This window comes from Arthrobacter sp. PAMC25284, assembly GCF_019443425.1.
Lineage (GTDB): Bacteria > Actinomycetota > Actinomycetes > Actinomycetales > Micrococcaceae > Arthrobacter > Arthrobacter oryzae_A.
In genome coordinates, this window is sequence record NZ_CP080382.1 from 2,836,146 (window position 1) to 2,857,284 (window position 21,139).

The 21,139-nt window shown below is 66.0% G+C and carries 20 protein-coding genes, 1 pseudogene and 1 riboswitch; of the genes and pseudogenes, 6 read left to right on the forward strand and 15 right to left on the reverse strand.

Annotation, left to right across the window (positions count from 1 at the left end; translation table 11 throughout):
• The first annotated feature begins 13 nt into the window (after positions 1–13).
• Both KY499_RS13090 and KY499_RS13095 read left to right on the forward strand, forming a co-directional pair.
• Positions 14–352 carry a hypothetical protein gene (locus tag KY499_RS13090; RefSeq protein WP_219885548.1) on the forward strand — a complete coding sequence of 113 codons (339 nt, stop codon included), beginning with the start codon at positions 14–16 and terminating at the stop codon, positions 350–352.
• 337 nt (positions 353–689) lie between these two features.
• Positions 690–2,568, forward strand: a pseudogene (locus KY499_RS13095) (DEAD/DEAH box helicase).
• A 131-nt stretch (positions 2,569–2,699) separates the two neighbouring features.
• Here KY499_RS13095 and KY499_RS13100 read toward each other — a convergent pair.
• The 5 genes from KY499_RS13100 to KY499_RS13120 form a co-directional block, all read right to left on the reverse strand.
• Positions 2,700–3,350 (reverse strand): MBL fold metallo-hydrolase, encoded by a 651-nt coding sequence (locus tag KY499_RS13100; protein WP_219885549.1) that lies wholly within the window; start codon positions 3,348–3,350, stop codon positions 2,700–2,702.
• A 21-nt stretch (positions 3,351–3,371) separates the two neighbouring features.
• Positions 3,372–4,385, reverse strand: a complete 1,014-nt coding sequence (locus KY499_RS13105; protein ID WP_123255044.1) for an aldo/keto reductase — start codon at positions 4,383–4,385, stop codon at positions 3,372–3,374.
• Positions 4,386–4,509: 124 nt separating this feature from the next.
• The gene (locus tag KY499_RS13110) at positions 4,510–4,887 is read right to left on the reverse strand and encodes a DMT family transporter (protein ID WP_375141097.1); all 378 of its coding nucleotides are present in this window, start codon (positions 4,885–4,887) and stop codon (positions 4,510–4,512) included.
• Positions 4,884–5,207: a multidrug efflux SMR transporter gene (locus KY499_RS13115; protein WP_123255043.1), complete on the reverse strand. Its 324-nt coding sequence runs from the start codon at positions 5,205–5,207 to the stop codon at positions 4,884–4,886. Before KY499_RS13115 ends, KY499_RS13110 begins: the two co-directional genes overlap by 4 nt.
• A gap of 8 nt (positions 5,208–5,215) precedes the next feature.
• Positions 5,216–5,281: riboswitch (guanidine-III (ykkC-III) riboswitch) on the reverse strand.
• 53 nt (positions 5,282–5,334) lie between these two features.
• Positions 5,335–5,946 (reverse strand): HutD family protein, encoded by a 612-nt coding sequence (locus KY499_RS13120; RefSeq protein WP_219885550.1) that lies wholly within the window; start codon positions 5,944–5,946, stop codon positions 5,335–5,337.
• 166 nt (positions 5,947–6,112) lie between these two features.
• On the opposite strand from KY499_RS13120, the gene KY499_RS13125 reads away from it, so the two are divergent.
• Positions 6,113–6,715 (forward strand): phosphoribosylanthranilate isomerase, encoded by a 603-nt coding sequence (locus KY499_RS13125; protein WP_123255041.1) that lies wholly within the window; start codon positions 6,113–6,115, stop codon positions 6,713–6,715.
• Between the two features lie 179 nt (positions 6,716–6,894).
• On the opposite strand, the gene KY499_RS13130 is transcribed toward KY499_RS13125, so the two are convergent.
• The 7 genes from KY499_RS13130 to KY499_RS13160 form a co-directional block, all read right to left on the reverse strand.
• Complete coding sequence (locus tag KY499_RS13130; protein WP_219885551.1) at positions 6,895–7,638, reverse strand: hypothetical protein; 744 nt, start codon at positions 7,636–7,638, stop codon at positions 6,895–6,897.
• Positions 7,639–7,869: 231 nt separating this feature from the next.
• The gene (locus KY499_RS13135; protein ID WP_123253776.1) at positions 7,870–8,259 is read right to left on the reverse strand and encodes a hypothetical protein; all 390 of its coding nucleotides are present in this window, start codon (positions 8,257–8,259) and stop codon (positions 7,870–7,872) included.
• A complete protein-coding gene (locus KY499_RS13140; protein ID WP_219885552.1) occupies positions 8,249–10,129 on the reverse strand; it encodes a hypothetical protein in 1,881 nt (626 codons plus the stop codon). The genes KY499_RS13135 and KY499_RS13140 overlap by 11 nt, the downstream gene beginning before the upstream one ends.
• Positions 10,130–10,140: 11 nt before the next feature.
• A complete protein-coding gene (locus tag KY499_RS13145; RefSeq protein WP_219885553.1) occupies positions 10,141–12,234 on the reverse strand; it encodes a glycosyltransferase in 2,094 nt (697 codons plus the stop codon).
• Positions 12,235–12,245: 11 nt separating this feature from the next.
• Complete coding sequence (locus KY499_RS13150; protein WP_123253773.1) at positions 12,246–13,346, reverse strand: hypothetical protein; 1,101 nt, start codon at positions 13,344–13,346, stop codon at positions 12,246–12,248.
• Positions 13,347–13,404: 58 nt separating this feature from the next.
• Entirely contained in the window at positions 13,405–14,403 is a 999-nt protein-coding gene (locus KY499_RS13155; RefSeq protein ID WP_219885554.1) for a glycosyltransferase family 2 protein, read from the reverse strand.
• 1 nt (position 14,404) lies between these two features.
• Positions 14,405–15,184, reverse strand: a complete 780-nt coding sequence (locus KY499_RS13160) for a glycosyltransferase family 2 protein (protein ID WP_258190766.1) — start codon at positions 15,182–15,184, stop codon at positions 14,405–14,407.
• 351 nt (positions 15,185–15,535) lie between these two features.
• Between KY499_RS13160 and KY499_RS13165 the strand changes: the two genes are divergently transcribed.
• A complete protein-coding gene (locus KY499_RS13165; RefSeq protein ID WP_258190767.1) occupies positions 15,536–16,327 on the forward strand; it encodes a family 16 glycosylhydrolase in 792 nt (263 codons plus the stop codon).
• A 215-nt stretch (positions 16,328–16,542) separates the two neighbouring features.
• Here the strand turns inward: KY499_RS13165 and KY499_RS13170 are convergent, their stop codons facing one another.
• Entirely contained in the window at positions 16,543–17,658 is a 1,116-nt protein-coding gene (locus KY499_RS13170; protein ID WP_258190768.1) for a metallophosphoesterase, read from the reverse strand.
• Between the two features lie 160 nt (positions 17,659–17,818).
• Between KY499_RS13170 and KY499_RS13175 the strand changes: the two genes are divergently transcribed.
• Both KY499_RS13175 and KY499_RS13180 read left to right on the forward strand, forming a co-directional pair.
• Positions 17,819–18,232 (forward strand): YccF domain-containing protein, encoded by a 414-nt coding sequence (locus KY499_RS13175; RefSeq protein ID WP_123253770.1) that lies wholly within the window; start codon positions 17,819–17,821, stop codon positions 18,230–18,232.
• 84 nt (positions 18,233–18,316) lie between these two features.
• On the forward strand, positions 18,317–18,790 hold the full coding sequence (locus KY499_RS13180) for an SRPBCC domain-containing protein (protein ID WP_123253769.1): 474 nt from the start codon (positions 18,317–18,319) through the stop codon (positions 18,788–18,790).
• Between the two features lie 7 nt (positions 18,791–18,797).
• On the opposite strand, the gene KY499_RS13185 is transcribed toward KY499_RS13180, so the two are convergent.
• Positions 18,798–19,667, reverse strand: coding sequence for a DUF4031 domain-containing protein (locus KY499_RS13185; protein ID WP_219887010.1), 870 nt, complete (start codon positions 19,665–19,667; stop codon positions 18,798–18,800).
• 107 nt (positions 19,668–19,774) lie between these two features.
• The gene (locus KY499_RS13190) at positions 19,775–21,115 is read right to left on the reverse strand and encodes an FAD-binding oxidoreductase (protein ID WP_219885555.1); all 1,341 of its coding nucleotides are present in this window, start codon (positions 21,113–21,115) and stop codon (positions 19,775–19,777) included.
• Between the last annotated feature and the right edge of the window lie 24 nt (positions 21,116–21,139).

Here is a 21,139-nt window from a genome sequence, read left to right on the forward strand (position 1 = left end):
AAAGGTACTGATCATGGATGCAGGCGAAGCGCAGCGGGTCACCGTCTCTTCGGAACTCTCGGTGGGGGAAGAGATTGAAGCCTGGCATCGCGGGCGGCTCTTCCATCGTGGCACCGTCTCCCGGACTGTTCCGTCAACGGATCTGTTCTGGATCACGGAGGCAACAACCGGCATGCGTCGGCTGATCGATCTCGAAGCGCTGGTTATCCTGCGCGTGCCGGCGGGCGGCGGGCCGCACACCGGTGCGGCCAGCGCGAAGGCCGGGACGGCGAAGGCTGCGACGGCCGGGGCTACGGGCCGGCCGGCCTCGCGTGCTCCGCTGTTTCAGGAGCCGGGCTTCGCGGCCCATTGAGTTCCTGGCCGGCATGGGTCGCGGCGCATCGGCGTCCTGATGATAGGCTGGGTGAACTTGATGTGCAGTGATGCCCACTATGGTCGTAACCGACCGGTACCGGTTCAGCCGGCGCCCCTGCTGGATTCCTTCGGGAGTCTGTCTGCGGGAAGTGGGTTTTTTCATGTGAGAGGCACATCCTGCGTCGATGAACGCGTTCTATTTGGTCCCGGCCGCCGCTGCCGAAAGGTTTGTGGCAGCCCGGTTGACCACCTGACTTTTCTTCGGCGAACCCCTGGGCCAACCGGCACCGGGGCCGATATCCGCATGGATACCGCCTGAAAGACATTTGAAACATATGACTACATTTGCTGCCCTCGGCACGCCCAAGGCACTCGCCGACACACTGACCGCCCAGGGAATCGAAACTCCGTTCCCCATCCAGGTCAAGACCCTCCCCGACACGCTGGCGGGACGCGACGTCCTTGGCCGCGGCCGCACCGGTTCCGGTAAGACCATTGCCTTCGCCATCCCGCTCGTCGCCCGTCTTGCCGAGCGCGAAGCCAAGCACTTCCGCAAGCCCGGCCGTCCGATGGGCCTGGTCCTCGCGCCGACCCGCGAACTGGCCACCCAGATCAACGCGACCATCGAGCCGATGGCCAAGGCCATGGGCCTGAACACCACCGTGATCTACGGCGGCATCTCCCAGGCGCGTCAGGAAAAGGCCCTGCGCGCCGGCGTCGACATCGTCATCGCCTGCCCGGGCCGCCTGGAGGACCTGATCCGCCAGCGCATCCTGACCCTAGAGGGCGTCGAGATCACAGTCCTGGACGAGGCCGACCACATGGCCGACCTTGGCTTCCTCCCCGTGGTCAAGAAGCTCATGGACATGACCCCCAGCCAGGGCCAGCGACTGCTGTTCTCCGCCACCCTGGACAATGGCGTGGACAAGATCGTCCAGCGTTACCTGTCCAACCCGCTGACCCACGCTGTGGATGAATCACAGGCAGCAGTCACCACCATGGAGCACCACGTACTCGTCGTCAACGACCAGACCGTGAAGAAGCAGCTGATCGTCGAACTTGCCTCGGGCGCCGGCCGCCGGGTGCTTTTCCTGCGCACCAAGCACCACGCCCGCAAGCTGGCCAAGACCCTGACGGACGCCGGCATCCCCGCCGTCGACCTTCACGGCAACCTCTCGCAGAACGCTCGTGACCGCAACCTGGCCGAGTTCTCCTCCGGCGAGGTCCGCGTTCTGGTCGCCACCGACGTCGCCGCCCGCGGCGTCCACGTTGACGACGTCGAACTGGTCATCCATGTGGATCCGCCCACTGAGCACAAGGCCTACCTGCACCGCTCGGGGCCGCACCGCCCGCGCCGGTTCCGACGGCACCGTGGTCACGCTGACCCTGCCGGAGCAGCAGTCCGACGTCAAGAAGCTCATGAAGGCTGCCGGCGTCGAGGTCAACTTCGAACGCGTCACCGCCAACTCGCCGCTGGTTGCCGAACTGGTCGGCGAAATGGCCGACAAGATCGATCCGCGCACCCGCGCCGCGCTGCTGGCCGCCAAGTCCAACCAGGGTGGCGGCAGCTCCACCGGCGCCAACGCCGAGCGTAAGCGCGCCCGTCGCACCACCCAGGCTGCACCCACCGCGGGTGGCCGTGGCGGCCGTGGCGGACGCGGCCGCGTCGGAGCTGAGGCTCCCCGCACCGATCTTCCCCGCGCCGAACGCCGCGCCGTGGCCTATGAAGGCCAGGCTGCTGCGCGCAACGCCGCAGAGCGTGTCTCCGAGAGGAACGAGGACCGGATGGATGCCGAGCGCGCCGAACGCCGCAGCGTCCGCGCCCGCTCAACCGCGTATGGCACCCACCGGAACGATGTTCCGGCTGCGGGTGGCCGCGCTTCGGCTGGCCGCGGTTCCGACGGCCGAGCAGCTGAGGGACGCAGCGATGCACGGGGCGCCTCGGCTCCCCGGAGCGGTGGCCAGCGTTCCGGCGCTCCCCGCACGGGCGCGTCGACTGGGGGCCAGCGCGGCGGGCGTCCGGCCACAGGCCAGCGCGCCGCGGCCGGTGCCAAGTCCGGCGGCAACTCGGCGGTCTGGTCCTCCAACACTGGAGGCACGTCCGGCGGATCCTACGCAGGCGGCGGCAACGGCCGCTCCGGCGAAGGCCGTCCGGCCCGCAGCGGCCCCCGCCGCGCGTCCGCTCCGGCGTCGAACGAACGCCGCAGCCGCTAATCCAGCGGATTCCGCTCCGGATTAAGTTTCCCGCCAGGGAACCGGACGGGCGCTACGCAAATGTGCGCGCCCGTCCCGTTCCGTAGCGCCCGCCGGAGAAAGCAGCGTCAGTGGCTGCCCGCGGCGAGAACCTACCAGCCCCGGGTCCGCCACTCCGCCAGGTGCGGCCGCTCGGCCCCGAGGGTCGTCGGATTGCCGTGCCCCGGGTGCACCACGGTGTCATCCGGGTAGGCATCGAACAGCCGCTCGCTGACATCTGTGATCAATTGATCGAAGCGCGCGGGATCTTGCCCGGTGTTGCCCACGCCGCCGGGGAACAGCGAGTCACCGGAAAAGATGTGGGCGGGCCCGTCCGGGTCCTGGTAAACGAAGGCGACCGATCCGGGGGTGTGGCCGCGCAGGTGGACCGCCGTTACGGCGAAGCCGTCGAACTTCCCGACGTCGCCGTGGCTGAGCAGCATATCGACGGGTACCGGAAGCTCCGGCGCATCATCGGTTCCCGCCGCCGTGCGGGTGCCGGTCGATGCCACCAGGGCGGGGAGTGCACGGACGTGGTCCCAGTGCTGGTGCGTGGTCGCGATCAGCGCCAGCTTCGGCGCCGCGGGGGTGTCTGCGGCGGATTCCTCGAGCATCCCTTCGATGGCGGGGAGGTCATCGGCGGCGTCGATCAGAAGTTGCGCGCCCGACGCCCTGGCGGTCAGCAGATACACGTTGTTGTCCATCTCGCTGACCGAAATGCGGCGGATAGTGATATCACGCAAGGCGTGGATAAGTGAGTCCATGGGCACCAGTCTACGGAGTGTTCACTCACGCCCCTCGGACACCCAGCGGGGATCCGCCGAGCGGGACCCGACGACGGTGTCCGCGGCGGCGTCGAGCCTTTCCAATTGGGACGCCGTGATCGTCAGCGCGAGGGCGCCGAGGTTTTCGTCAATCCGGTGCGCCTTGCGGGTGCCCGGGATAGGAACGACGGGCAGCCCCAACTGCCGGCCCTTCGCCAGCAGCCAGCCGAGTGCCACCTGGGCCGCGGTGGCAGGCTGTCCAGAGACGGAAAGCTCAGTCGCGACGGAGCGCACGGCATCGACGACGCCGGCGTTGGCCATCGCGGCGTTCTGGCCGAAGCGGGGAATATTGCGGCGGAAATCATTGCTGCCCAACAGCGAGGCATCTACGGTTCCGGTAAGGAACCCACGGCCCAGCGGCGAATAGGGGACAAAGCCGACCCCGAGCCCAGCCGCCGCGGGGACCACGTTGCGCTCCACGTCGCGGCTCCAGATGGACCATTCGCTCTGGACAGCTGCGATCGGGTGGACGCCGCAGGCTGCGTGCAGTTCCTCGGCCGTCACCTCTGACAGGCCCAGGTGCTGCACCTTGCCTTGGCGCACAAGCTCCGCCATGACCTCCACGGTTTCCACAATCGGAACGCGGAGGTCACGGCGGTGCAGGTAGTACAGGTCAATGGTGTCCGTGCCGAGGCGGCGCAGGCTGCGGTCCACGGCCTGAACCACGTAGCCGGCATCGCCCCGGATGTCACGGTAGCCTTCCGCGGGCGTGCCCACCAGGCCGAACTTGGTCGCCAACTGCACCTCACCCCGCCGCTCTTTCAGCAGCCTGGCAATCAGCTCCTCGTTACTGCCCCCGCCGTAGATGTCCGCCGTATCAATGAAGCTGATGCCGGCATCCACCGCGTGGTGCAGCGTCCGGAGCGCCTCGGCCGGGTCCACGTCACCGTAGACCGGGGTCAGTGCCATGCCGCCGAAGCCGAGGGGACTGACCCTCAGGCCGTCACCGAGCCGGACCGATGTTGTTGGGCTCATAGCGGACTCTCCGTCGTCTGGTGTCTTGCGTTTCCCAGACTGTACCGCCGCCGGGTTTCCCCGGCATCGATCGCGGGCAGCCCGCGGGGCCCGGCGGTTCAGTGCGACGTAACGGTGACCGTCCTCAAACGTGGGGGGTTTTGGGGGCCGGGAGCACTTTCAGCCCGACTGCGCAGCCCACAATCCCCGCGATGAAGAGTAGTTTGAGCGGGCTCGCGGATTCGACGCCCGTCGCCATCGCCCATCCGACCGTCAGGGCTGCGCCGATCCCCACCCAGATGGCATACGCGGTGCCGAGCGGGATTGTTTTCACGGCAAGGCCCAGCCCCACCATGCTGAGGATGGCGGCCATTGCGAACACGAGTGTCGGGAGCGGGCGGCTGAAGCCCTCGGACAGGCCCAGGGCTGTGGCCCAGACTGCCTCGAGGACGGCGGAACCGAGCAGCAACAACCAGGCGGTTGCTGCTGCCATGGCCACGGTCGGCTTTGAGACCATAGTCATGCGACCACCTTCAGCCCTGCCACGCAGGCGGCGATTCCGCCGAGGAGGAGAATCCGCGCCAGGGTCGCGCGTTCAACCCGGGTGACCATGGCGTAGGCGGAGGTCAGGACGACGCCGACGCCGACCCAGACGGCATACGCGGTACCCGTGGGAATGGACTGCATGGCTGTCGCGAGGCCTCCCATGCTGGCGAGCACGGAGGCGAGGAAAACACCGGCCGCGATAAGGCGGCGTCGGCCCGTGGTCTGCGCTGTGCGGTGCAGGGCTGCTGCCCACACAGCTTCCAGCGCGCCGGAAAGGATGAGGATGACCCATGGCATGACTGCTCCTTGGCCAGTCTTGTCGCGTGCCGGGTACTGAACCGTCGTCCGGAGGCCTCCAAATGGGGCCTTGTCGCCTACTGTATCAACCTGTATCAACCGGCGGCGCGCCTGGCCAGTCACCGGATCAGGCCAACGGGCCGGCAATACGGTCGATGGATACCACGGCCAGAAAGCCACGGCCCAGAACATCCGGCGTCGCGCTGTCCGAGCCGACAACGGCGTCATAGCGGCCCAGCTCAGTGCGGGTTTCCTGGGCGGGAGAGCCGGCTCCGGGCGCTGCTTCTTCCGTGCCGGCTGTTGCCTGACCCTGCAGCAGGATGCCGAGTTGTCCCTCGAACACCGGATGGGCGCGCTTCTTCGACAGCTCGATGATGGACGTGTACCCCTTGAAGGCGCCGGTCCGGGTGATGACGTTGAGGTCGCGGATGTCACCGGTGGGCAGCTTCCCGGTCGAATCCGCGTCGCCGGAGAACCTGAAGGGCCGGTATTTCTCCAGCGGGTGCTCGGCGCCGTCGACGCTGAGCAGGAGCAGTTCCCCCTCGATAACGGTCAGCACCCGGTCCATGCCCGGAAACACGGAGAAGCCACCGGCCTTGGAGACATCGGCAATGCTGATCCGCCAGTCCCAGCCGCCGTCCGGCCCGCCGTCTGCGGGATGGCGGCGCAGCTCCCGGGTCACCCCGCCGCCATTGCGCCACGGCTGGGCTTTCAACTCGGCATACCGGATAATTTCCATGGCCCCAGCCTAGCCGCCTGAAGCGGGCCGGGCGTCGGCTCCATCCGGCCCGTCCACCGGCCCACAGCCGGCGTGCGGCACATGACGCCACCGAGTTCCCCGGCACGTCTGGGTTGCGTTGGTTTTGCTAACGTCAGAGGACTAAACGCTGCAAGAAGGAGCCGGAATGTTCGTTAAAGTGTGCGGCCTCAGTACACCCGAGTCGGTCCGGGCGGCGGTTGAATCCGGTGCCGACGCCATCGGTTTCGTCCTGACCCGCAGCCCCCGTGAAGTATCGCCCGACCAGGTCCGGGATCTTCTTACGGGCATCCCGGCCGGCGTCGCGGCGGTGGGAGTCTTCCGGGACGAGGCTGCGGCGGCTGCCGTCGACATCGCACGGGCGGCGGGCCTCGGCTGGGTCCAGCTCCATGGGGACCGGACGCCGGGGGACATCCGGGCTGTGCAGGACGCCGGCATGAAAGTCATCCGCGCCATCACCATGTCCGCCGGATCCGAGGAATTCGGGAACCTGGGAGAGGACCTGTTGCTGATCGACGCCGCCGTTCCCGGCTCCGGGGAGGCCTGGGACTACGCGTCGGTGCAGGCCAAGGGCCTTGAGAGCAGGCACTGGCTTCTGGCCGGGGGACTGGACCCGGACAACGTCGCCCGGGCCGCCGGGGAGGCCGGCGCGTGGGGAGTGGATGTCTCGTCCGGCGTCGAATCATCCCGCGGGGTCAAGGACCTCGCACGGATCCGCTCCTTTGTGAGCGCGGCCAGGTTGTCCGGCTAGCGGTCGCGCCGGGCAGCCGCGGCCGCCAAACCGGAGCATTGATGAAGGAGGCGGCGACAGGTTTTCCTGTCGCCGCCTCCTTGTAAGCCCGGGCCGCCCTCGGTCGGCTCAGGCTTTGTCACCGTAGCCGTAGCACCGTCGGGACGCTCCTCCCGCCCCGTGCCCGCTACGTCCTGCGGTTAGCTCGTTAGACGTTTGATAACGACGTCGTCGATGTACTGGTCACCTTTCTGGCGGTTGTGTTCGGCTCCGAGCTGGACCTTGGTGATATTCGTTCCGGCCATCTTGACGGAGTAGCTGGAATATTTTTGGGCGCCGTCGAACCAGACCTGGATGACCGATGAATTACCGCGGGTCGAAACACGCATGGAGACGTGATGCCAGGCGTTGAGTGAAATATTTCCCGAGACAAGCTTGGTATAGACGAAACCTCCGGTCGGCGCGGTGACCCGCAACCAGAGTTGTCCGTTGCTGTTGTACCGGTATACGTCCGCGATCCGGGTGGAGCCGGAGAAAAAACGGAAGTAGGGGACGTCGTTACCGGCGACACCGGCCACTGCGATGTTAAACCAGCCGTCGGCGTAGGCGGTCTTGGTAGTCGAAGGGAGGGCCGGCGACGACAGGTTCGCGAGCGATCCGGTATCGTCCGTGACATGGAGTTTTGCCGAACAGGATGTGCTCTTGGACGAGGCGCTGGAAATCGTCGCGGTCCCGGTCCCCGACACCTTGGGCGTGAAGGGACTCAGGCTGTTTGATTCAAAGTTGGTGGCTACGGCCACCGTGCCGGGGAAGGAATTCTTGGGGGCTGCCGTTCCCGTTTTACAGGTAGCTGCCGAACCCGCCTGAGCGGAACCAAAAACCAGGGTGCCGGCCACGAGCAGGCCGAGCGTCCCCGCAGTGCTGAGTGCTTTGAGTTTGCGCATTGATGTGTTCTCCGTGATTGTTGCGACATCCTGATGTGATCCTGCCCGGCGATGACCATTCTGGCGGTTCCGCCTGCGCCAGGTGGACGACCGGTGGGATGCCGGTTCGCGTAAACCCGTCGCGGTCGAGATCACGATTGCCTGGCGGTGTGGCTTTGCCTGGCTGAAACGGACACAACACTTCGCGGTCTGCGAGTGCCGTGGCGGTGGCGGTCCCCACCGGAAGGACGACTATTTTGCGCGTACCAATGCGCGTTTGGGCCACTGGCCGGATCTTTTGAGCTCGAACGCGAGCAGGCCGAGCGTGGCGATGGACAGCAGGGTCACCGCGACCGGCGGGGCCCAGAGCCCCGTATAGATCATCGCCGTCGCGACGAGCGTTGACATTGCAAGGCTGAACGCGATGGCGATGGCGATGCTGAGCGGCAGTGCCCCGGTGGCCTGCATGGAACGCGGCGGGTCCAGGCGGAGCAGGAGGACGAGTGCCGTTCCCGGGCCGGCCAGCATCAGGAGCCCGATCACTGCCAGGCGGAGGCCGCCGGGGCCGACGAATGACAGTGGTACGGCGGCGACGGCGACAGCGGCCGTCGCATAGGTCACGTAGCTGCGTTCATTTGCCATTACCTGCTCCTTCGATTCTGAATATCACGCCGCCGGCGTTCTCATAGATTTTTGTCCAACCACGGCTGCTTCCGCACTCCGCCATAAAACGATTCAGGTCCCCGACCGCCACGGATCCTCGAAGCTCGGCGGCCTCGAGCTGGCTTTCGGTGACGATCAAATAAGCGCCCGACTTTGCGGCAATTTGATTCGCGGCATCACACGTGAGCGACGCGGGGGTGTCGCTGGGCTCCGCCAGCACGAGCGACCGGTAGTCATAGTCGGCGTAGTTCTGGAATTTCCACGGAGTGTTTCGCACCGCCTCGATAAGAACCGAACCCGTAGGCGCCGTCGCGTACAGCTCGTTGACCACCTCTATCTCGTCGGCGTTGAAGCTTTCCATGCCGTCGTTGCCGTACCGCGAGACGATGGTGGCCGTCGCGAGGACGGAGCCCATCAGCAGCAAGCCCAGGGCCCGCCGGATCTCCAGTCCCATGGACCTGTCCGAGACCAGCGGCAGCACGGCAAGGCAGGCCGCAAACGGCAGGCTGAAGAGGTACAGGCGGAGTAGCAGTTCACCGCCGTAGGGCTGGGCCGGGATCAGGAGCAGCGGGGCAAGCGCTCCGGCGGCAGCGGCGAGCCAGGGAGCCTTCCGGCGATGACCCGCGAATGCTCCCAGTGCGGCGAGACCCCAGACCAGGGCCACCTCGGCCATCCGCGTGTAGACGACGAAGAGGTGGGCATCGCTGCCGGCGACCCGGGAATTCAAAACCCCGAAAGTGTGTGCGCCGATGTCACCGAACGAACCGAAGAGCTGCCCAATATGCCCTTGGAGGTATGTTGACGCCGGGAACAACAGCCACGCCACCGGCAGCAGCAACGCGAGCAACGGAAGGGTGCGTGAGCGCAGCCGGCCCGTCAGCAGCATGGCGGCCATGATCGGGATGAGGGCGAACGGCGTTAACTGGTGGGATGCGGTCATGGCGAGGAGGATTACCGCACAGATCACCGTCAGGATATTGGTGTCCCGCGGTGAGAGCTCGATAAGCCCTCGTCGGGGAACGGCTACGTCCAAATTGCCAACAATGTTGGCTACCTTGACGGTGAAGCGGTTGCTCCCCGTTGGCCATGCCCAGCCGCTGAACGCACTGAGCAGACAGGCGAGCAGAGCGACCATGAGCAGAAACCCATATGCCTGCGGTGACAGGTAGTCCTGCCCGATCCAGCTGCTGAGATAAAAGAACCACACGGCCGCCCAGGCTTGCCGGGAATTGGCCGTCAGCCGCTGGGCCAGTGCCAGGAGCGGCGCGAGCAGGAGCAGATTGAATCCGAGGGGCGCCCAGGTGGCAATTCCGGAGAGATTGTCGACCCCGGAAGCGCCGGAGAGCATCCCCAAGCTGCTGAAAAAGCCGGGCCAATTGAAGTATGCGTCTACCCCCGGATCGAGTTGGCCCGACCTGGCCATGGCATCGGCAATACCCAGATGCCGGAAGCTTGCCTCCAGGCGGGGCAGCCCGTGGATGATCGGGTCGGCGCCATGGACGATGACCACAGTCACGAGGACCTGCCACGTCAGCAGTGCCGGGATAAAACGGCGGAGAGTAAGGGTACCTACAAACCCGACAAGACTGAGTGCAAGTGCTACGAAGTACACCGGGGGCAGAATTCGGATCAGCCCGGCACCGTCCACCTGCAGCGGATTAACCAGCGTCATGCCCCAGACGCCCAGGCACAGCGCCGCAGCACCCATGCCCGCGAGTGCATTAATGTGCCAGGCGGGAGTGAGACCCAGGTTGCGGTCCGTCGGGGGCTTGGCCCCGCTGTGCCGTGCGTGTCCCGGCGCCGCATGGACGCCGTGCACAGGAATGGTTGGTGTTGTATCGCGAGTCATTGTTTCTCGATTCACGTCGGCCGTGGCCGGGCTGCCGCAGGTGAGTCACCGGTGGCGGCGGCTGGGCTGGTCCGGGTCAGTACAAAGAGGCGCCAGGTGGCTATTGCGGCGGCGACAGCTTGGGCAGCCGCCCAAAGTACGGACACCCCGGTGAGTCCGAACTGCTGTGCTACGGTCGCCGCCGGGGCGATGACGATAACGGCAGCCAGCATGGCGACGACCGTGGATTCGATGAGACGGCCCCGGGCGCGACACAGCCCGAAATAGACTTGGGTGAAACAACTAAGGAGCAGCGCGGGGACCAGCACCGGCAGGAGCACCGCCGCGGAGGCGTATTCGGTCCCGAGAAAACGCAGCAGGAGCGGACCTGCCAGCAGAAGAATCCCCCCGGCGATCAGGGTCAGCAGGAGACTGACGCGCAGGGCCGAGGCAACCAGGCCCGGCCTGAGCCGTGTTCCGGCCATCGCCGTTTGAAGCGTGAATCCGGCCGACTGCGGCACAAAGAAGACGGCCGAGGCCATCATCCAGACGATGTACCAGGCTGCTGTCGACGTTGCGCCCAACGTGGCGGCCACAATCAGCGGAAGAAGGTAGCCCGGCGCCCGGTCGGCCAGCATAAGAACGTGGTTCGGAAGGCCCGGCCGCAGCAGCTTCAGGGGTTTTCCCCTTCGCAGACCCTGCCGCCAATCCGGGGCCACGCCAGCCCGCCGGAGCTGACGCATCCCCGTCAGCACGCTGGCCAAGGCACCGACGGCGACTGCGCCGACGATCACCGACAAGTCGTGGAATCCCGCGGCCAGCGCGGCGGCCAGGAACGCCAGTTGCACCAGACTCTGGGCGATGCTCCGCACCAGGGTGCGGTCGGCGCGCTCCTGGGCGACGCCGACATGGTCCAGCTGATAGGCGCTGGCGGCCAGCAGCGCCGTCGCGAAGAACAGCAGGGTCACGAGCGGGTCGTCCCAGGCCTGCCCGACGCCCGACCCGGTCGAGAACGTGACGACGGCAAGTATTCCTGCCGCAAAGAGGGTGAAGGCTGCCACCATGAACAGGCTGGTAGCGATCAGCCGCCTGCCGCTGTCTTCTTCTGCGGGAAGCAGCGTCAGCGTGGCGGTCCCAATTCCCATCATTCCCAGCTGAACGGTCAGCAGGGCAGCCGACACCACCGCCGACCCAAGTCCGATCTGCTCCGGAGGCATGACCAGCGCCGCGAGCGCCCAGAACAGGAAACCGGTCACCATGGGGGCCACCCGCGCGGCGGTCAGCCAGGCCGCGTTGCCGCCGAGGGAGAGCGGGCGGTTTCCGGGCCGTACGATCTCGCCGAGCATGGAACGGTAGTTGTAGACGAGGAACCCGGCCCAGTAGGGCAGGAAACGCGGGGCCCGGACGAGGGACATGCCTGCGCCGCGGACTGAGGCGAGCAAGGGGAGCGCGACCAGCCAGCCCGCGCGGGCCGGGTGCTTGCGGATGGTCCGGGCCATGCCGGCACCGTCCTGGACCCATTGGTCTTTGGCGTCATCGAAGGTGTCGCCGAATCGGTGCCGCACCAGCGTGGAGTCCGAGACGCCTATCCGGTATCCGGCTTCCTCCAGCCGGATCCTGAGCTCGATATCTTCGCCGGACCGGAAGTTGTCATCAAAGCCCACCGAGAGCAGGACATCGCGGCGCATGAGCGTCGCACAGACCCCGAACCAGGTGCGGACTCGGCTGTGGTTGTGATGCCAGGCGAGGGCCTCACCCCAGTATCCCGGTCCATCTGATTCGCTGGCCAGGCCAAACTGCAGTCCGTCGTAGCCGCCCGTCTCGAATTCCTCCAGGAGTCGTTCCAGGCTTCCGGGCGGGAGCACGACGTCGGCGTCGATCAGGGCGATCACGTCGCTTTGCGCGGTCCGGGCTCCCAGCATCCGGGCGGCCGGGAGCCCGTTGCCCTCGTCGGAGATGACGACGGCACCCAACGACCTGGCGATCTTGACGGTGTCGTCGGTTGAGCAGCCATCGATCACAATCATCTCGTGCGGGTGCTGGCTGCCGATTGATTCCAGACATTCGCCCAACCAGGCAGCGGCATTGCGCGCTGGAACGACAACCGACACCTTCAAGTCACGCACGCTGCTTCACCTCACCCGTCGAGCTTGGAGCGGACCAGGTTGGCGACGAAGTCGGAGGCCTGGTCGGCAGTCCAGGTGGCGGGCAGCCGCAGCAACCAGCACGGTACGTCTTCCAGGGCCCGCCGGACTACGGCGGCTTTCTCCCCAAAGTGCTGTTCCAGCGGGACGAGGCTGGTGGCCCCGAGCGCTTCGACCAGCCGCCGTGACACCATCGGGAGCTCGGAATGGAAGTTGCCGACGATCCGTGAGGTCATCCACTCGAGGCTTCGTCCCTCAAGCCGGGCCTCCGTCCCGTCATAGCGCTCCAGGAACATGGCGAGCTGGACCGGCGCCGCAGATGAAATCCGGCTCTGTCCGAAGACCTGCGCCGGATGCACCATCCGGTGTTCCGGCGACCAGCGCCGGGTGAACGCAGCGGTTTTCGGGTACCGGACGATGACGGGATGGACGGCGGTGGCGAGCTGGGCGACCGGGGTTGTGAGCCAGCCCGGTGCCAGGGGTTTGCGCGTCCCCCGAAACAGGTCCGGGTAGATGGCCCGGTGATGCGGTTTGATGAACATTGGTTTCGCGTAGCCCATCAGCATGCCGCCCGCGCCCATAAAGGCCCAGTCGTCAGCCATGAACCGCACATCAGGCATGGCAACCAGCTTCGCCACAGTGCTGGTCTTACCGACCCCGCCCCAGGCCGGCAGAAGGACGCCGGAACCGCGGAAGTCGACGACGGCGGCGTGGATCATTGCTGTCTCCTCGCCGACGCAGAGGCGGTCCAGCAGGGGAATCACCGAGGTCAACAGTTCGCCTGTGCCCTCAATCCGGTAGCCCTCCGCCGTCTCAAGGATCTGCACCCGGTCCGCCGGGATATACAGCGAGTCTCCCGTGAACCGGTAGGCGTCCTCCGCACGTGATTGAGCGGAGACAGGGGAGACGGTCCCGCCGATCGTTATTCGCTTGGCGGCGCGGGAAGCTCCCAGAAAGGGGGCCAGCATGTCACGAAGTTGCGACTCGCCCGGAGTGTCGGGTTCGACGTCAATGCCAACGATGCCATGGACGTCGAAACTGGCACCGATTGAAGCGCCGGTCGGCTGTTTCACGTCACGTTCAGACTGGCTCATTGCCGATCCTTCCTAGGGTTGGGGGCCGCCGCCGGGTCAATGGAATCGCCGGTTGGTTTCACTGGACGTCTCGCCATGCCTCGGTCTCTGGTACCTCACGGGGCGTGAGCGGCGCGGTGGCCGGAGGCATCCGGCGTCCGCGCACGTAGCCGGCCGCGGTGGCGGCCAGGACTGCGACGATAACGGCCGCCCGGCTGAATCCCTCCGGCTTCCGTTCCTGGACTCCGGCCCGGATCCCGGCAAACACCGCCCGGGGGAGGACCTGCCGCACGTAGCGCCGTTCGGGGCCAAGAGCCCGCTTGTGTCCGACAATTCTGCTCACCTGTGCCTTGGAAATACCTTCGGACCATGAGCGCGAGAGCATGTAGCGCAGGGTCCCCCGTTGTTCCGGGACGTGGTGGCGCACCAGGGCGGCAGGTTCGTAGACGATGCGGGTGCCCGGGGCTCCAAGTACCGCGCGGATGCACAGCTCCGTCTCTTCACAGCCGAGGGGCAGGGCGTCCTGGCGGCCCAACGCAGTGTTGAAGCCGCCCACCCGTTCGAGGACGTTGGCGCGGAAGGACATGTTCGCGCCGATGACGTTGCGCACTTCGGTGGCGACTTTGGGCATGCCGCGATAAGTGCAGCCGACGATCCAGTCCAGTTCGCCGGCAAAGTGGCCCGGGCGTACGGACTCCCACAGCGGTTCGACGCGGCCGCCGACTGCCAAAACGTCGTTGTCGTCGTACAGCCTCACAAGTCGTTCGAGCCAATCCGGCGCCGCCTCTGCGTCGTCGTCGAGGAACGCCACGATCTCTGCGTTGGCCACGCGGACGCCGGTATTGCGCGCACCGGAGAGCCCTTTAGGGCCGGAGTTCTCTACGATTACCGCGTCGGAGACGGTAAAAATGAGGCGCTTGTACAGCTCGACGTTGTAGTCCACGACGATGATGGTCTGCTTGGGCGTGAGCGTTTGCGCACGCACCGACTCGAGGGCGCCCATCAGGACGTCCCACCGATCCTCGGAGTACGAGCAGATCACCACTGATGCTGCGGGCTCCGGTTCCGGATCCGACATGCTAATCACCCACCCGCACGCCCAGGACGCTCCTGGGATCGGTCGGTACATGGGGGAAGCTCTCGTTGGGATACCTGTATTTCACGCGTCGGAGCGCTTCCGCACGTCCGCCGGCGGTCGGTGCCTCCCAGCTCACCCGCTCCCGGGCGAGGGTCCGAAGCACCCGCCACCCGTCGCGGAAGGTGTGCAGGTTCGATTGTCCGGAGATTCGGCACAGTTCGTGGCTGGGTACCTCCGCGATTCGAAGCCCCGCCCGCGCGGCCCGGACGATCAGCTCTGTTTCGATTTCAAAGCCGTCGGACTTCAACTCAAGAATGTCCACACATTCCCGCCGCAATGCGATGTATCCGTAGCACAGGTCGGAGTAGTTGCTGTGGAGCACGGCGTTGGCCAGGCCGGTCAGCGCTCTGTTGCCGTTGCTGCGCAGCCAGGTCAGATCGTCCGAGCCGCCGCCGGTCACGTAGCGGGAGCCCTTGACGAAGTCATAGTCGTGCTGGAGTGGCGTGACCAGCCAGCCGATCTCCTGCGGGTCCATGCTCCCGTCGCCATCGAGCATAACGATGATGTCGCCGGTTGCCGCCGCGAAGCCGGCGCGGATGGCGTTGCCCTTGCCGGGGCGGGTCTCGGCCACCACTACGACGTCGAGACGGAGCGCGCGTGCGACGTCCACGGTGGCGTCCAGGGACCGGCCGTCGACAATCACCACTTCATCCACGTAGGACGGCATGCGACGGAGTACCCAGGGCAGGTTCATGGCTTCATTCAGCGTTGGGATAACCACGCTGACTGTCGGATTGGCAGCTGGGGGCGCGACCTGGGGGCGCGCATTGGGTTTGAGATTCGGTATGGACACTGGCCTCACCACTCGATGACGTAGTCTTCTCGCCCCCGACTGCAGCGGCTCCCTGACCCCTCAAGTCCGGGAGTAGACCCGTTGCTGCCACTTCAGTCATAGGCAACTTAGTGAATTACCCCAGGGCCATATTTTCTGCCTGTCACCTTGCGTAAACCTTGGATTACTTGAATCCTCAATCGCGGGTTGGTGCTCTTGGAGGTCCTGTGGATGAGCCACCGTCTCCCGTGGCGGCAAAAACAGTTGATCGGCCCGAAGCGTCCGTGCGAGACTGACCGCATGCAGACCCCAAAACCCGGGAAGACTGCCCGATTCCGAGTCCGGTTCCTCCCCCCAACCCGTCACATGCTCGCGTCGGTACTCGTTCTGGCGCTCGCCGGCTGCGGGACGGCTCCCGCTGCCAGCGAGGGTGGGCGGCCGCCGTTCACCTCCGCTTCCGCAGCGCCCGGCCCGGCGCCCGTCGCGTCCCCCGACCCGAGCCCGGTGCGGACCACCGCTGTGACCGCAAGCGGGGACCTGCCCGGCTGGAAACACGTCTTTGAGGAGGATTTTTCGGCGGGCGATGTCCCGGTGGGCGCTTTTCCCGGACCGCTTTACCAGGAAAAGTGGAGCGCCGGCTATAAGGACGGCACTCCGGACACGGCGGCACAGATCGGCGCCACCAGTTCGGGTTACTACCCCTCGAAGGTACTGAGCGTCCGCGACGGGGCCTTGGACTGGTTCCTGCATTCGGAAAACGGCGTGTTTATGGGGGCCGCCCCGACACCCAAGATCCCGAACTCGAGCAGTAATCCGCCGCGAGACAACAGTTTGCTCTACGGGCGGTATTCCGTGCGCTTCCGGGCTGATTCGCTGGCAGGATTCAAGACAGCCTGGCTTCTGTGGCCGGACAGCGGCGTGTGGCCGCGGGACGGCGAAATCGATTTCCCCGAAGGCGACTTGGCGAAGATCATTTACGGTGCGGCGCATTACGAGAAGGACGGCGCCGATGCCTTCGAAAAGTTTGATTCAGACCAGGCTTTTACTTCCTGGCATGTGGCCACGATGGAGTGGGGCCCCGGACCGGGTTGAGTTCTACCTGGACGGAAAGTCCCTCGGCGCCAGCAGGGCGGCTCCGCCGACGGTGCCGATGCACTTCATTTTGCAGACCGAGTCGTGCCTGCCCGTGCCGAACTGCCCGCTTCCTGAAACCCAGGGTCACGTTTCTCTGGACTGGATCAGCATCTGGGTTCCGGCTTGAGCGGCCGCAGCCGGCCTGCCTGGGCCGCCGGACTTACTTGCCGGATTTACTTTCGCTGAAGCATAAAGGAATCGGTGAAGTTGTAGCCCTCGGCCGGAACGAACCGCGCGGCCAGTTCGCTTGGTGTTGCGGTTACATCCAGGGTCCCGAACGCGGGGTTCTGGTTTTTACCCGCCGTTGCAGCAAAGTAGTCGACTTCCGGATCGTCGTTGTGGATGTTGTAGAAACCCACGCCGCCGACGCCGACCGTGACGAAAACCGTCCCTGCCCCCTGCTCCAAGGTGTCGTCGACGTCAGCCAGGCATCCCTGTGAGAAGGCAGCAGGTTCAAGCCGGGGGCACTGTGCCCCGACGCCCAGCTGATATGTGCGTTGATAGACGTGGTCATGTCCGGACAGCACCAGATCCACTTTTTTATCGATGAGCATGTTCGTGAACTCGCGGCCGGCCAGGCAGTCATAATTGCCGATACTCAGGCACGGCACATGCATACCCACGACGGTCCACGGAATCCTCAGCGCTTTTGCCTCGTCGATGGCGGACTCGGTCCAGCGCCATCGATCGCTGCCCGGAGAGTAATCCAGCGGCCCGTCCGGGAACTTGATGCCCGGGGAGACCATGATGAAGCGCACTACGGGGTTCTCCTCGGGGACGTCCACGCGCCACTGTTTGCCGTAGTCGCCTTCGAGGCCGGGCAGCTTGTTGGGCAGGCAACGGGCGAACTTTTCAATTTGTCCGTCCCGGCCGTCGCTCTCGTGGTTGCCGGTGAGGAGCTGGTAAGGCAGTTCTGTGCCCAGTTTCCCCGTGACCATGTCACAGAATTCCTGCTCCTTACCGGCCTTGTAGCTCAGGTCCCCCAGTGCCAGGTTCAGCTGGGGTTTGAGGCCGGCGATGACGTCCAGCACCTTCCGGGCGCCGTTCCCGAGGCTGATGTCGCCCTGGGCTGTGAAGTGGACGGAGGCATCGGGGACCGGTGTGGATGTGGCCGACGGCGTCGAGGGCGTCGGTGATGGCTCCGGACCCGGCTGGCAGGCGGTCAGCACCAGGCCCAGGCACGCCACGATGGTCCCGAATCCCAGCCCCAGTCCCGGCCTGCGGCGCATTCGCTTGGCTCCGGCCATGTCTTCCTCACCTCGGTAGGTCGTGCAGATGAAATCTCTCACCGGCCCGCGTTTACTCGCCAGACTAATCCGGGGCTCTGGCGAAGGCCAGAGCCCCGGGGCTAGTCTGGCCTGATCCGCGGGGTGTCCCGGGCCGGACGCGCCGTGCGCGGGGAACTTCCCCGCTGGGCCGGACCGTCGCGGAAAAGAGGAGAATGAGGCCATGAAGACACTCCTGAATATCATCTGGCTCCTGTTTGGCGGGCTGTGGCTGGCGCTCGGATATTTTGCGGCCGGCATCATTTGCTGCCTGCTCGTGATCACCATTCCGTGGGGGCTTGCCTCTTTCCGCATTGCCGCCTACGCGCTCTGGCCGTTCGGGCGCACCGTCGTCGACCGGTCGGGCAGCACTGGTTTGTTCGTTTTGCTGGGAAACGTCATTTGGTTGCTTGTGGCGGGGATTTGGATCGCGGTGGGGCACGTGGTCACCGCCGCTGCCATGGCCGTCACGATTATCGGGATTCCGCTGGCTATCGCGAACCTCAAACTCATCCCCGTCTCGTTGATGCCGCTCGGTAAACAGATCGTCCCGAGCAACACATCGTTCGTGACCGGCTATCAGAAGGGACCGCGGTAGCCGGTGGCCGGAATCCCGGCACGGCCGCTGCCGGTCGAATCAATCGGAAAAGTACCGAAGCAAAGGAAGCCGAGGGAGAGAAAGATGACTGCACAGGCGCCGGTGAGCGGGGAGCTCATCCTGGTGATCGTCCGTGAGTTGGCAGCCCCGATCGATGCCGTGTGGGGTGCACTGACGGATCCGGACCAGGCACCGGACTGGTGGGGTCCGCACGGCTTCCATGTACCCCGGGACAGCTTCGATACGGACCTGGAAGTCGGCGGGCTCTACCGGGCCTGCATGATCAGGGAGGGCACCGGGGAGAAGTTGTGGTGGAGCGGTGTTCATACCGACGTCGAGCCGCCGACTCTCTTCGCTTTCACCCATGCCTGGGACAGGCCCGATGGGACACGCGGTGTTGAAACCGAGGTGACGTTCGAGCTTGAGGAGATCGACGGCGGCACCCGGATGACCTTCAGCCAGGGGCCGTTCGGGTCCGCGGAGGAGCAGGACTCCCACGCGGCGGGCTGGCAGGAATCGTTCGAGCGGCTGGCGGACCACTTGTCGACGGCTGCCTGAAAATTATCTAGCCGAGTTCCCCTTGGAGGTTCCGGCGTGCCGCCGCCAGCCAGAGCTCTTGCGCCCTGGCCGTGTGGAACAGCGGTTCGAGTTGCAGGAGCCGGCGGACGACGGCGGCGCGTCCAGCGGCAAAGTCGGCGTAGCCGATGTGCGCAAAGTCTTCCCGGACGGCGGCCAGATACCGGCCGTACGCGTCGGCTTCCCCGCCGAGAACGGAGAGATCGGCGTCGCTGATCAGCGCGCCGGCCTCGTCGCCCGGCTCGGGGCGGTGATCCGCGGTCAGCCTCACCAGGCGCGCGACGTCGGCGATCTCGTCGGCAGGAAGTCCGGTGTGCTGCAGCCGTTCCTCTGCCAGCCGGGCCGATTCCTCTTCATCCTGGCCCGCGATGCCGCGGTAGACGGCGTCGTGGAACCAGGCGGCAAGCAGCACCGCCCGCGGCGGCTTGGCAGGTTCCGCCAGCAGGTCCAGTGCCTCAAGGACGGCGAGCAGGTGGGTGCGGCCGTGGTACTTCCGGTGCTCTTCGCCCCAGCGGTCCAGGAGGTCAAGGAAGAGTGCCTCATGGCCCGGGAGCGCCTCGTTCCAGCGGTTCAACAGCGGCACCTTCAGGGCTTTGCCGCGTCGGCGCGCAGGGATCCGCAGGCCGCTGGCGATCAGCGTGCGGACCAGGGCCCGGCCCTCCACGGGGATGGCCCCGGCGGCGACGAGTGCCTCGTACCGGGCCTCGGCGACGTCGTAGTGATCGCCGTCGAACGCCCGATCCGGGATGCCTGCAGTCCCCGCGAAGGCGTGCAACTCCGCGAGCGAGGTGTCCGAGATCAGGTGCGAAAAATGGGTGCCGTGGGCGGGCCAGAGCGGCGGATCGATGTAGATCATGATCCCCATTCTGACCCCCCGCGACGCTTCCGCAGCTTTCGCGGTTCCGCCCGGGACGCTTCCGCAGGAGAAATGCTGGGACCGGTGGAAAGCTGGGGGAGGGCCGGCGCCTAGGCTGACTGGAGATGGACAGGCCGAATGTTTTGGTTGCCGCGGAACACGTTGAGTGGGTCGAATTCGGCTTTAACCCGGGCCAACCGGGCATAATTCTCATCGCCAAAGGCAGCCCGGATCCGGGCATCACCTTCGTCGCCGACGAAGTTCAGCCACACCCCACCCGTTGTGTAGGGCGCGATGTGATGACGGAACTTCTTGACCCATTCCCTCGCTTTCTGGCCCCCTTCACGGGTTTCTTCGAGTCCGAAGGGGTGCGTCACCCAGTTCGCATCCCTGTTCCGCAGCGGCGTTGTTGTGCTGCCGCCCGCCACGGCGCCGCCCCACCGGGCAACCAGGTTTTGTGAATGCGGGCCGGGGAGCTGCCGGGCCGAGTCCACGATGACCTCAAGCGCCTCATCGCTCAGCTCCGCATGATAATCGGCACTCCAGTAGTTGTAAAGATCGGGCGGATCATCGATCATGCATTGGAAGTCGGCGTACGCCATTTCGCCCACCAGGTCCACGGTGGGCCCGAGTTCCCGGAACGGTTCAGCGTGCTCGACGCCCTCCGCCGGGTCTCCCGCGTAGAGGTAGACGACGCCCGCTGCCATTTTCCCCACCATGTTCGCAGGCACGAAGGGTTCGGACGGCGCCGTGAGGTACGCCAATGCCGTGCCGACGGCATCGGGCGAGGCCAGTGCGATGTCCCGGTAACTGCGGGCGATTTCGCTGGCGGCTTCGCCAGGCCACAGCATCAGGCCGGCCTGGACCACAGGCCCCAGCCCGTGCAGCTGGAACGTGAAGCTCGTGGCCACACCGAAGTTGCCGCCGCCGCCATGCAGCGCCCAGAACAGCTCCGGGTTTTCCTGCCCGCTGGCAGTAATCCGCTCGCCTGAGGCCGTCACCAGCTCCACCGACAGCAGGTTGTCGCACGCGAAACCATAGGAGCGCTCGAGCCAGCCCGAGCCTCCACCGAGGGTGAACCCCGCGACCCCGGTGGTGGAGGCCCGTCCTCCGGTGGTGGCGAGACTGTGCTCCTGGGTGGCACGGTCAAACTCGCCCCACGTGACACCCGCACCGGCCGTCACGGTGCGGTTGGCCGGGTCCACCGAGATCGTTTTCATCGGACGGACATCGACCACCAGACCGCCGTCGTTGGTGGACATGCCGGCCACCGAGTGTCCGCCGGCCCGGACGGCCACGGCGAGTTGGTGGTCCCGGGCATGCTGCAGGGCCTCGGCGACGTCGGCCGGGGTGCCGCATTGGGCGATCACGGCCGGCCGGCGGTCGATCATCGCGTTGAAAAGTTTCCGTGTTTCGTCGTACTCCGGATGCCCCGGCTTAACCCATTTCATGGCGGTTGCTCCTAGGCGACCGCG